General features: G+C 35.1%; 17 protein-coding genes. All 17 read left to right on the top strand.

What is annotated here, in order from left to right:
* Positions 1 to 237: 237 nt before the first annotated feature.
* Positions 238 to 708, top strand: coding sequence for a type III toxin-antitoxin system ToxN/AbiQ family toxin (locus ACIQ2D_RS21595; RefSeq protein ID WP_402867361.1), 471 nt, complete (start codon positions 238 to 240; stop codon positions 706 to 708).
* A gap of 511 nt (positions 709 to 1,219) precedes the next feature.
* Complete coding sequence (locus ACIQ2D_RS21590) at positions 1,220 to 1,657, top strand: DUF4365 domain-containing protein (protein WP_402867360.1); 438 nt, start codon at positions 1,220 to 1,222, stop codon at positions 1,655 to 1,657.
* Positions 1,658 to 1,937: 280 nt separating this feature from the next.
* On the top strand, positions 1,938 to 3,206 hold the full coding sequence (locus ACIQ2D_RS21585) for a bifunctional DNA primase/polymerase (protein ID WP_402867359.1): 1,269 nt from the start codon (positions 1,938 to 1,940) through the stop codon (positions 3,204 to 3,206).
* A 174-nt stretch (positions 3,207 to 3,380) separates the two neighbouring features.
* Positions 3,381 to 3,722: a hypothetical protein gene (locus ACIQ2D_RS21580; RefSeq protein WP_402867358.1), complete on the top strand. Its 342-nt coding sequence runs from the start codon at positions 3,381 to 3,383 to the stop codon at positions 3,720 to 3,722.
* 1,018 nt (positions 3,723 to 4,740) lie between these two features.
* Entirely contained in the window at positions 4,741 to 5,058 is a 318-nt protein-coding gene (locus ACIQ2D_RS21575; RefSeq protein WP_402867357.1) for a hypothetical protein, read from the top strand.
* Between the two features lie 96 nt (positions 5,059 to 5,154).
* Complete coding sequence (locus ACIQ2D_RS21570) at positions 5,155 to 5,322, top strand: hypothetical protein (protein WP_402867356.1); 168 nt, start codon at positions 5,155 to 5,157, stop codon at positions 5,320 to 5,322.
* 324 nt (positions 5,323 to 5,646) lie between these two features.
* Complete coding sequence (locus tag ACIQ2D_RS21565; RefSeq protein ID WP_402867355.1) at positions 5,647 to 6,099, top strand: hypothetical protein; 453 nt, start codon at positions 5,647 to 5,649, stop codon at positions 6,097 to 6,099.
* A complete protein-coding gene (locus ACIQ2D_RS21560; protein WP_402867354.1) occupies positions 6,081 to 6,296 on the top strand; it encodes a hypothetical protein in 216 nt (71 codons plus the stop codon). Before ACIQ2D_RS21565 ends, ACIQ2D_RS21560 begins: the two co-directional genes overlap by 19 nt.
* On the top strand, positions 6,274 to 6,813 hold the full coding sequence (locus tag ACIQ2D_RS21555) for an HK97 family phage prohead protease (RefSeq protein WP_402867353.1): 540 nt from the start codon (positions 6,274 to 6,276) through the stop codon (positions 6,811 to 6,813). The genes ACIQ2D_RS21560 and ACIQ2D_RS21555 overlap by 23 nt, the downstream gene beginning before the upstream one ends.
* A gap of 12 nt (positions 6,814 to 6,825) precedes the next feature.
* A complete protein-coding gene (locus ACIQ2D_RS21550; protein WP_402867352.1) occupies positions 6,826 to 7,044 on the top strand; it encodes a hypothetical protein in 219 nt (72 codons plus the stop codon).
* Positions 7,045 to 7,257 carry a hypothetical protein gene (locus ACIQ2D_RS21545; RefSeq protein WP_402867351.1) on the top strand — a complete coding sequence of 71 codons (213 nt, stop codon included), beginning with the start codon at positions 7,045 to 7,047 and terminating at the stop codon, positions 7,255 to 7,257.
* A 161-nt stretch (positions 7,258 to 7,418) separates the two neighbouring features.
* Positions 7,419 to 7,955 carry an HGGxSTG domain-containing protein gene (locus ACIQ2D_RS21540; RefSeq protein ID WP_402867350.1) on the top strand — a complete coding sequence of 179 codons (537 nt, stop codon included), beginning with the start codon at positions 7,419 to 7,421 and terminating at the stop codon, positions 7,953 to 7,955.
* 174 nt (positions 7,956 to 8,129) lie between these two features.
* A complete protein-coding gene (locus ACIQ2D_RS21535) occupies positions 8,130 to 8,414 on the top strand; it encodes a hypothetical protein (protein WP_402867349.1) in 285 nt (94 codons plus the stop codon).
* A 100-nt stretch (positions 8,415 to 8,514) separates the two neighbouring features.
* Positions 8,515 to 9,159 carry a hypothetical protein gene (locus ACIQ2D_RS21530; protein ID WP_402867348.1) on the top strand — a complete coding sequence of 215 codons (645 nt, stop codon included), beginning with the start codon at positions 8,515 to 8,517 and terminating at the stop codon, positions 9,157 to 9,159.
* On the top strand, positions 9,159 to 9,731 hold the full coding sequence (locus tag ACIQ2D_RS21525) for a hypothetical protein (protein WP_402867347.1): 573 nt from the start codon (positions 9,159 to 9,161) through the stop codon (positions 9,729 to 9,731). Before ACIQ2D_RS21530 ends, ACIQ2D_RS21525 begins: the two co-directional genes overlap by 1 nt.
* A 199-nt stretch (positions 9,732 to 9,930) precedes the next feature.
* On the top strand, positions 9,931 to 10,749 hold the full coding sequence (locus ACIQ2D_RS21520) for a recombinase family protein (protein WP_402867346.1): 819 nt from the start codon (positions 9,931 to 9,933) through the stop codon (positions 10,747 to 10,749).
* 41 nt (positions 10,750 to 10,790) lie between these two features.
* Complete coding sequence (locus ACIQ2D_RS21515; protein ID WP_402867345.1) at positions 10,791 to 10,937, top strand: IDEAL domain-containing protein; 147 nt, start codon at positions 10,791 to 10,793, stop codon at positions 10,935 to 10,937.
* Positions 10,938 to 11,442: the final 505 nt, after the last annotated feature.

Genomic DNA, 11,442 nt, shown 5'->3' with positions numbered 1-11,442 from the left:
TGCGAGTTTTATGGTATCTCTAAAAACCAGCCTAATGCGAGTTTTATGGTATCTCTAAAAACCAGCCTAATGCGAGTTTTATGGTATCTCTAAAAACCAGCCTAATGCGAGTTTTATGGTATCTCTAAAATACAACCACTTTATATGTAAATTAATGAGTCCTCTTTCTACACAGAAAGAGGACTTTTTCTTTTTTATGATAAAATAGTATAAAATAACTTATTTCAGGAGGATTGTATGAAATTAAATTTTTATGATGTGAATGAAGAATATTTGAAGTATCTACAAGATATAGATGGACAAGTTCCTAATGTTGTAGAAGGTGGCTTTACAAAGTTTTTTTGTGGAATTGTATTAGAGGTGAATGGTTTTAAATATTTAGCACCAGTTACTTCGTTTAAAAGGCAACAGGGGACTAACCTTTTAATAAAATCTAATAATGGAAAAGTACACGCTTCTATAAGATTTTGTTTTATGATCCCTGTTAACGATGAGGTTATTACAAAAAAAGATTTTAAAGATATTAAAGATACTAAATATGTGGGATTACTTTCAACTGAATTAAATGCTTGTCGTAAGATGCAACAAGATATATTAGATAAAGCTGAAGAAGTTTACAGAATAGGAAGTACACCGGAACATTCTTTGAATTATACTTGTTGCGATTTTTTAAGATTAGAAAAAGCATTGGAACAATACAGTCAATAATAATGTTTTTTTACATAGAAGAATGTGGAGGGTAGCAGTTGCTATCCTTTTTTTTGCGCCAGCCTTGTTTACCACCTTACATAAAGTTATTTTTATATTAATTTTGTGGTTGTGGTGTTGTTTAAATATCCTGTTTCTAGATGAACATCGTTCCCAAAGCGCCGTTTTGTAACGTTATTTACCTTACCGTTGTAAATTCGCATTTTTCTGGCGCCATCCCAAAAAACCGTCTTTGAACCGTATTCATAAAATATACAGTAGTGTCGTTTGGTGCCATTTCTTTGATTACCGTTGTAAATCCGTATTCTCCTGACGATCCCCTTAGGAGCCTTCTTTTTTGTTTTTACGTGTGTCCTATATAAAAACTTTCTCGAAACATTTTAAACGGCAAAATACGCCCTTTTAGTGGCTCACAACTATGTAAATACGTAAATCTGTAAATATGTTACTAGGATAAAGGAACAAAAAGGAGGGCAAACTAGCATAAAAGTGTAGTGGTGGAGGAACTATTATGTCTATCAATAAATTAAATAAGGTACAGGTAGGTCGTTATGCAGAAAATTTAATAAAAGCTGAGTTCATACGTTTAGGATTGGAGGTTTATTCTTCAGAGGTTGATGATAGGGGAATTGATTTTGTGGTTGGCCATGACAATAATTACTATGCAATTCAAGTTAAATCCTCTAGGAACTTCAACTACATTTATTTTCGTAAAGACAAGTTTCAACCAAGAGACAATTTACTTGCTGCTATTGTTTTATTTAATTCGTCGGAAGTACCTAGCTTTTATTTGATCCCTTCAACTCGTTGGGATTCTGCTGATGATTTCTTTGTTAGTAGAGATTACACCAATAAAAAAAGCAAACCAGAGTATGGATTAAATTTATCAAAACGGAATCTGCATTTACTAGATTCGTACTCTATCGAGAGAAACTACAATTATTTTTAAGTCTATCTTTAAGTCTTTGCCTAAGAGATGTATAATACGAGTAACAAATACGACAAATAAATAGCAAAAGAGCTATTCCCGAAAGTTTGGCGACCCAAGGAATAACTCAATGATAAGTTCAACAGACAAAGGAATAACTCTGCCCATTTTTATTAAATTCGTTATACATATAATACACGAATATGAGGCATTTTAAAACCTTTTTGTGATAAATATTATGATGTAATATTTAGAAATGTTTGTTGTCCTTCCTGCTGTTTATTGCAAGGAGGATTTTTTTATGGGAGCAGTATCAAATATTGAACAGACGATTGACCTTGCCGTACAGTATAAATTAAGTATCATACCTACCAAAGAGGGTAAAGCACCAATGGTCGATTGGAAATCGTACCAAGAACAGTATGCTACACCTCGCCAAATGTACAGATGGATTGATAGCGGAGCCAAGGGCATTGGATTGGTAACTGGAAAGCTAAATGGCATTGTCGTATTAGATATTGATGTTAAAGAAGGCAAAGATGGATGGTCAAGTATAGCAGGAAAAACGATACCTGAAACGGTACAGGTAAAAACGCAGAGTGGGGGAACTCATTTTTATTTCAAGTACCCTACTAATCTAGATATTGAAATAAGAAGTACGGTAGATATGTACGGAGATCTTAGTGGAGTTGATATGCGTGCCGAGGGTGGTTTTGTTGTAATGCCATTCACCCCAGGATATTCATGGGTAGCAAATAAAGGCTTCGGTGAAATTGAAATAGCTGAAATGCCTGAATGGTTGATAGAGGATTATTTAGCCTATAAGCAAGCCAAAAATAAAAAGGTTAAGCCAAAGAAAGCTAAAGAAGTACCCGTAAAACCACGAGAGAACGTGTCTAAGGTGGGTAAATCCGTCGAGGAATATAAAACTACCACAAATCACGCTAAACGTGCTAAGGCTTTATACAGTGATGTAGAATTAGTAGAGCAAAAGTTACTGCCTTTGTTAAACCTAGATGGTCAACAAGTAGATGGCTCACCTTTCAACTGTATTCTACCTAAAGGAAAGGTAGATAGCCGACCTTCTGCAAGTTTATTCAAGGCAAAAGATGGCGAAGTATTGTATAGAGATTGGCGAGCAGGAGCAGGTGATTCTGATTACTACACTTTACCAGAGGTATATGCTTCACTGAAATATAAGCAGCACAAAAAGTTGAATGGTCCTGAACTAGCCACATGGAGCCTACGCTTGTTAGTAGATGCAGGTATTTTAGCAGTAGAGCCAGTACAAGCACTCGAATTACCTCCGGAGTTGAGCAAAAAGAAAGCTGTTGTAAAGACCTATGACGGTTTCAAGTTCCTTTTAGCAGTAAAAAAACTGTACGATGATACGCAAAACAGAACAGCCTTTAGTTTCCGTTTCGGTGCTGCTTGGTGTGGTATGTCAGATAAGACATTACAAACGGCTATGACGCAACTGCAAGCATTTGGGTATATGCAAATGGTAGGTAAAGAAGGTAGAGGAATAAGAGCTGTTAACGTGTACCAGCTAAGGTCGGATAAACGTTGATTAATAAGTATCTTGACTACTTACCATTAAAAATTACTACAAGTAGTAATATATATACTACTACTTGTAGTAGTTTTTTTACTTACAAGCATTACAAGCTATTAATTTATTATACTGGACTAATTTAATACCTTTGGGGAACACTATATATTTTATAAAGGGGATACAGGGTATATGGAGCCTATTACAAGTAAGCAGGAAAAGTTTCTTAAGTATTTGGTATGTAAGGTAGTAGATTATGGCAGACGATTATATATTATGGGGAATGCTAAAGGTTATGTGGTTCCTGTACTATTGCCGAATGATTATGATTTTGAAGTCTGTTTAGTCGATATGGGGAAAGTTGAAGCTGGAGAACTTATTGGTCAATTGATATATGCAAAGGATAATGATGGAGATCTCAGCAGAATTGATAAAGTTATAGCAGAAAAAGTTGAATTAGATAATACAGATCTAACACTTACAGATTTTCTATTTGGGAAACGTGTTATTGTCGGTATTGAATTATGTGAATGATTGTAAGTTTGACAAGAGGAATTATGAAATTATCATAGGGCAATTTATAATGTCACTTTTGGCTTATAGATTGCTTTTTATTATGGTGAGATTAAAGTACATTGAAGCACCAACTCCATGTAGACCGTCAGATGCTTTATATCCGCCTTCGCCAGAGTTACTACCAGCATGTAACATTTTCATAATAACCTTAACAGTTGTGTATATATAAGGGGCAGTATGTAAAAACTTATGTAACTTATAAAACTTTTTTTGTATTGAAAACAGCATGATATATAGGGAGGTGGCCAAAGTTAGGGGGTATTATATGCAAAAACTGCACATCTGGAGGTTTACTAACCTGTTCTAAAATGCTATAAATTAAGTACATAAACGTAACAGTTTGTAACAGTTAGGAACAGTTTCTAATACTTTCTAACAGTTTGTTACGCCAAAATGGCAAAATAAAAACCCTATAATGCTCGAACATTACAGGGTAGAAGTAAGTATTTTGCTATTAGTCCATTGCACCTTAATGGTGTCTAAGTTCATTGTAGTCCTTCTAGTCAGCGACCAAACTAAACTAGGAGGGCTATTTCTTTTTTGTTTTTATATTACGGACAATAGCACTGATTTCGTTAGCAATTAGACTAGCACATATGCCAATGATAAATGTCAGCATTCTATCACGCCCCTTTTCTGGTGCAGGGTGGATTAAATGCCTAATAATACTTCTTGAAATCCATTGTAACTGCATTATTGGCGCTATTCAAGGGAGATATTTTTCACTTAGGTATGTAAAAGAACCTCCCGCCAGGTAATAACTAGGACGAAGGCTATAAAAATTATTTTATAGACCGTTAAATTACACGATTTTTACATACATTTATATACTTAAACAGGTTTTATAAAGTGTATATTGGTTCGTACGCTTAAGAATATTATTAGGGACTCTCGTTATATTACGAGGGTTTTTATTATGTTACTTAATTTAAGTTACAGTATGATTTACATAGAACATTGTTAGGGGGAAATGTAAATGGTTATTTGTGTGGAATGTCAAGTAAGTAATGATCCGAAAGAAGAGACTTATTCTAAAGATGTTAGTTTTGAAACTGTGAATATTGATGATTATTATTGTAAGCCTTGTTTAAATAAAGCTTTGAAGTCTAAAACTCTTGTAAAATGCGATGATTGTGGCGATTATTTGGATAAAGAGTATGCTATTAAATTTACAAAAGAATATGATGAGAAAGCTTATTATTGTGAGGGTTGTGATGACAAGAATTCACTTCCTTCTTGGGTAGATGGGGAAGAGGATTTTGAGGACTATTTAGATACTCATGATCCTGAGTAAGTTGTTATTGTTTTTATTGAGGTGTAAAGAGTAGCTTTATAAATCATTTAATAGGTCCTATACTGTTTGCAACAATAGTATAGGGAGGCTTATAAGATGGATTATGTAGGGCAAGTAAAGCAGACCATGAAAGAACAGTTAACGAAAAACGGCTATATTATCAGCGGTCAGAACGGTGCAGATAAACATGTGCTAGATACTTTGTTAGACGAAATGGCCAAGTTGCATAAACGAATCGAATTATTAGAAAAGGGTCAGGCTTAACGGCTTGGCTTTTTTTGTGGCTTAAAAGGGGCGAGAAACGTTTTTAAGGTGTGTGCGGTGTATTTTATGGTCGAATGGTTTAAAAGGCGAGAGAAGGAACAAGAGGGGGCAAAAAGGGTATTGCGTGAAGGAGATGTATAAGTTTTATGTTTTTGTATGTAAATAAAAATAAATAATTTACTTTTCCTGTTGAAGGATCTTATACTGTATTCAACAAAAACCTTTCAATCTTTGTAAACTTATAAAAACACTTAGAAACCTTGTTCCCAGTAGATGGAATGAGGCTTTTTTTATGTAGAAAACAGTGAAGGAGATGTAATTATTATGGGACTTATTAAGCAATTAGAGGAAGAGTTGGAGCAAGCTCGTACAGACAGAGAGGCGCTTGAAAGAGAGTGCGTAAAATTATTGGAGACAGCATCGGCATTAAATAAGGCAGGGAAAAAAGAAGAGGCTCGTAAAGAAGAGGATTTATTTGCCAGTAAGCAAGTGTTATTTATTGCGGAAGAAGCAAAAATATATGACTTGAAGTCTAAGCTGGGCGAAGTAGGTATAAGTGGTTTGTATCACGAGAAGGCTCTTAAAATTATAGACAGAAAAAATTTACGTAAGGCATGGGATACTAACCACGCAGCTTTAAAAAAGGCTAAAGAGGATTATGAGCAATTAGTTGCTAGAACTAACGATAGCATTGAAGCAATTGAGTACGATTTAAAGCAAACAGATGATAGATTACGTGATTTATTGGGGGTTAACGGATGGGTAAAGATGTTCTAGAGGCTAAACGTGCATACAATCGCGAAAATCAACGCAAATGGCGTGAGAATAACAAAGAGAAGGCCAGAGCCTACGATAGAGAATATATGCGTAAATACCGTGAGAAAAATGCTGAACGTTTAAAAGCAAACAGCGATGCATTTTATAAAAGATTAGCAGAAAAGGAGATTAACAATGTCACAGAAAACAGCAATTAACTTTCAAGTAAAGCAATTCGGTGAACCTGAAGAACGTACTTTACGCTTTATTGGCTCAACTGAAGCACAAGATCGCGATGGAGATACAATTTCGGTAGACGGATGGGAACTAGAAAATTATAAGAAAAACCCTGTATTTCTATGGGCTCACGATTACAGTATTCCGCCAATTGGTAAGGCGATTGATGTGCGAGTACGTAATAAACAGCTGATTTTCGATATTGAATTTGCTAGAACAGACCATGCAAATGATATTTATGAATTATATAGAGGCGGTTTTTTAAGTGCTACGTCTGTTGGGTTCGTTGGTAAGGAAGGAAAGCCAACAGCTACGGGGGTACATTACACACGTCAAGAGCTATTAGAGTTGTCAGCTGTACCAGTGCCTAGTAACCCAACAGCATTACAGCAAGCAAAAGAAAAGGGACTTATTTCAAGTGGCATCACGAAATACTTTGATACCGAAGAATATGTAATTGAGATAGTTGAAGATAACAGCGTCATAGAAATTATTTAGGGGGTATTAACAATGATAGAACTATATGAAAAGCTAGTAGAAACTACACCGATAAAGGAATTAGAGGAACAAATACCGTACGATTTCATTGAAAATGCAACTAAAGAGCAATTAGCAGATTCATTATACAAAAAAACGGAGGAACTGGTTTTATTGCGTGTATTTATTGACCGTTTAGGGCTTACAGATGGAGCAAACGCATTTATCAAAGCAGTATGGGAGGCGGAATAGTTGAAAACAGATATGGAGTTACTTTCCGCAGTAGTACACGACCGACTGCAAGAATTAAACCTATACAGAACATTCGTAGCAAAGAAAGGTTTAACAGAAGAGTTTGCCTATTTATTAGAATCAGCTAAAGCAGTATCAGAAAAGGCGAGGGGCGGAGAAGTAAAATCAAAGTCCATAGCATCATTCCTACAACAAAAGCAACAAGCTAAATAACTAATAAGCATACAAAAACAAGCTAACGAAAAGCACTTAGAGAAAGCATTAATAAGAGTTGATAAACGAGGTATATAGCAAGTGATAAAAGAGTGGGGCGAATTGTCTCCCCTTATTTTTGAAAACAAGACCCCATGCGCATGAAGTTAGGAGGTGAAAGGTTGAAGAATTCCATATGTGGTGCTATTAAAAAACGAACTGGTGAACAGTGTAAAAATAAGCCTATGGAGAATGGAAAATGTAGGTTTCATGGCGGATTGAGTACAGGACCAAAAGATAGGGAAAAGAAAAGTAAGCAGATGAAAGGTAATAAAAATGCTGTTAAAACCCATCAATATGAAACGTTATGGGCTGACCAGTTTACAGGTAAGCATAAGGATCTGTTTCAACTAGCCCCTACAGATGCTTTAGAGATTGTAGATATGGATATTAGGAAAAATGAAGTTCGTCAGATGATGATCCTTGATGATATTGCAGAATTAAAGCTAAGTGGCGATAAACGAAAGGTGGATTCTGTAACGAAAAAGGAAGAAGCCTTAACTAGTGTACAGAATCAAAAAATACGTTTGTTAGAAACTAAGCTGAAACTGATTGCAATGAATGAAGAGAGAACTAGCGAAGATAATGGCTCATTAGATAGATTGAACGACATTTTAGATAGCATGCGAAAAGAAAAACAGGCTAAAAATAATGTATAGCAGGCTCATACAGACGTTTTAAGGCTTCGAGGTATAAAACTATTACCCGAGGTCTTTTTGTTTGGCTATGAACAGGCTGTAACATTATTTTTTAGGATATACGTATTTTTTAGGTTGTAACTTAAAAATATGGCTCGTTTTCTTATATGTTCTTATGTAGAGAGGAGAGATAATGTGAATTGTTATTTTAATGCTGAGATATTTGAAAAGGTATTAGAGTATGTTTATTTACGGTCTATAAAAAGTCTGCAACGCTGCAACTTTCTTTTCCCTGAAATAGCACCGTTATTGAAAAAATATATTGAGGTAAAAGAAAAGGATGTGCAGTGGCTTTTATGTGCGGAAATTGAATATCAGGAGTCTGTAGGATATGTAAGAGAAGGAGAGGAAGCAAAGAAAAGATGGTTTTCTCAACTTAGAAAGGATTATAATTTACCATCTGATTATAAATTTGAATGAGCCGATATATAACGGCTCTTTTTTATTTGGTTGAAGGTGAAACGTAGTTCACATAGAATAATACGTATATGATTATAGGTGAAATGAGGGTGAATTGCGTATGAACTTTGAAATAGATGAACGGGTAACCATTGGTAGTATTCTAGAGGCACTTAGAGCAGGGAATAAAGCAGAACACATAGCAAAAGCGATAGATGGCATAAGTCAAAAGCCATTTTTAAAAGCGTTAAAAGATGCTGGGTATGAGTACAGCAATAAAGCACCTAAAGGATGGCACTACATAGGTGAGGGCGCAGAACCAACAGAGAAAAGTATTTTTGACTATGTGAACTCTAGTTCATCCAATGTGAAACGCACTTCATCTAAGGTGAATAAGCCTTCACAGACGATTCACACAGAGTTCACTCTGAGTAATGCAGAGGTTGCAAGCAGTAATATAGAGGTGATACCGAATTCACCTCTTGTTCATCCACAATTCACACGTGATGAAGTAGAAGATTTGGTTTCTATGCTCCAAGAGTGGCGAATGAATAAGCAAGCTGAACAAATGGGCATTAAAAAGCCTAAAGCCGTACATGATCGCATTAAAGAACTTCCACAAGGCGATAAAACTAGAAAGACGATTGTCATTGATAAAGGGATAGGCGAACGTTTAGACGAATACTGCCAAGTGGAAAAGGTCAATAAATCGGACATTCTCCATTTAGCACTACTCGATTTTTTAGATAGAGAAGGTAATAAGTGATGAAGTGGTTTATTGGGATAGGTATAGGTTTTTCTATTATATTGCTCCCATTATTTATGGCATGGGGGCTAACATGGGAATGGACTGCTTTTGCTAAAGGGCAGAATAACGCATGGATAGGCTTTTGGGGCTCGTACTTAGGCGGATTGGTTTCGGGCGTTATTACATTTGCTGGCGTATATTTCGGTTTTAAGTTGCAAGACAATAAAAATAGAGCAGCTGAAGAAAAGCAAAAAACCATTGAAATATTTAAAAATTATGGTGATGTTTTCACTGTTTTTATGTGGTGCGAGGATATGATTAAGTATTTAGACGGTAGGTATAAATGGGATACAAAACGAGTTTTTGAAATAGCTGATAAGGCAAGGGAAAGTAATAAGGCTCTTCTAACGGTTGATATTGTTTGGTATAAGAAGTTGCAAGATTTACTTAGTGAGAGTTTTGAAATAACCAGCACAATCAATACCCTCGGTTTAGATAGATTTCAAGAATTGGACTCTGATAATACGTACAAGAAAAAAATAGAGGAAGTACATCAAGAAATACTCCAATACATAAAGATGAATTTGTAGGTCAAGTTGATACGTTAGCTTGGCTTTTTTTGTTCTTCGCTTATTTCCCTTGTATCTAGTGAGAGGAAGAAATGGTTACTAATACAGTAATAGCTTTGTTTGAGGGTATTTTTCGTAAAACCTTATACATAAGACTTTACTATAATGGCGAGAAGGTCGTACACTGTTTTTAACAAATAGGGGAAGTTTGGTGTGGGTTATGGAAAAGGTTATTGGTTATGTGCGTGTCTCAACTGAAACTCAAGCAGAAAAAGGTTATGGGAAAGACGTTCAAGTAAGTGCAATTATCGATTACTGCAAAGCAAATAATTTAGAGTTAGTTGAAGTTTTTTATGATTTAGGTATCAGTGGAACTTCTATTGAGCGAGATGGTCTTACAGAGTTAGTTGCAGCATTATCAGAAGGTAATATCAAACGAATTGTTGTAATGAATACAAGTCGTTTATGGCGGGAAGATACTGCTAAGGTGCTTATAAAACGAGAGTTGCAAAAACTTGATGTACATATTTGTAGTATAGAGCAAAAGGATTACGATATTTATAGTAAAGATCCAAATGATTTTTTAGTGAATGGAATGATGGAATTATTAGACCAATACGACCGTATGACCTTAAATAGCAAATTAGCAAAGGGAAGACGTGAAAAAGCTAAAAGTGGTGTTAAAGCTTGCGGTAGTACACCACTTGGTTACAGGTGGAAGCATGAAGGTGTAAAAAAGCCTATTGTCGTTATTGAGGAAGATCGAGCTGAGTGTGTGCAGTTTATTTTCAAAAGTTATTTAGAGTTGAAGACTCTTCGGAAGGTGCAAAAACGATTAAAAGAGCAAGGATATAAGACGCAGCAAGGTAAAGACTTTTCAATTATGTCTATTAAGAACATTCTTACCAACCGTTTTTATTTAGGAGAAGTGAAGCATGGTGAAATGAATTTTGATGGTAGTCACGAACCATTAGTAAATAAAATTACCTTTGGGAAGGTGCAGGCGCAGCTACAAAAGAATAATAAAAGAGGAACGTAAAAAAACAGGGTGAACTATAAGTGAAAGAAGGGTGAATAAACATGGAAATTGATATTGAAATGTTAAAAGAACTCCCTAGAAAGTCATCACAGGATTATTTAATACTGATGCACCAAGCACTAGAAATGAATGATAAAGAATGGTTTGAGGAATTGGCCAAAGAAAAGGTTCGGAAATGTGATTCTTAGATGTAACTGACCTATAAATGAAAAATAAAACTACATAAAATAAAAGGAATAGTTTGAATACTGTCTCTTAAAATTACTTATTCTGTTTCGTTTATCACTTGACGTAGGCCTTTTTTATTTCTAGCGTTTCCATCATTTCTTTTTTGAGTAGCAGCAAGTTATTTCTTTGCTTCTTGTGTTTAGCGAAATGGTTCTTTATTAGTGAGCGGCGATTTTTTAACTATGTAATGACATTGATTTGGATTTAAAGGGAATTATAATTTAAAATTGAATTTGTTTTTGGAATTTGTTAAGATTAAAATGAAAACGAAAAAGTTTTATGGTATCTCTAAAAACCAGTCTAATGCGAGTTTTATGGTATCTCTAAAAACCAGTCTAATGCGAGTTTTATGGTATCTCTAAAAACCAGCCTAATGCGAGTTTTATGGTATCTCTAAAAACCAGCCTAATGCGAGTTTTATGGTATCTCTAAAAACCAGCCTAATGCGAGTTTTATGGTATCTCT

Source organism: Lysinibacillus sp. NPDC097287 (assembly GCF_044761695.1).
Lineage (GTDB): Bacteria > Bacillota > Bacilli > Bacillales_A > Planococcaceae > Lysinibacillus.
This window is presented reverse-complemented; position numbering and strand designations above follow the sequence as displayed.